The organism is Burkholderia sp. SIMBA_062, assembly GCF_046534765.1.
GTDB lineage: Bacteria > Pseudomonadota > Gammaproteobacteria > Burkholderiales > Burkholderiaceae > Burkholderia > Burkholderia ambifaria.
In genome coordinates, this window is the sequence record NZ_JAWRYD010000646.1 from 1 (window position 1) to 234 (window position 234).

Here is a 234-nt window from a genome sequence, read left to right on the forward strand (position 1 = left end):
GCCAGATGTTCGCGTGCGAAGTTCAGCGCAATGCGGATGCGATCCGATTCCGGCTCCATCTGCGACATGGCGGAGAATTGCGATTGGCCGCCCGGTCGACGATACGGCACGACCAGCAGCCTGGACACCGCACGCGCGACGTCCGCGCCCATGTCGCGCTCGATCAGTCCGAGCGCCAGGTCGATTCCGGAGGCAATGCCCGCCGATGTCCAGACGTGGCCGTCCACGATATAG

1 pseudogene is annotated in these 234 nt (G+C 65.0%); it reads right to left on the minus strand.

Annotated elements, in window-relative coordinates:
• Positions 1–234 (minus strand): annotated as a pseudogene (locus SB786_RS37775) (GlxA family transcriptional regulator); the annotation flags it as partial.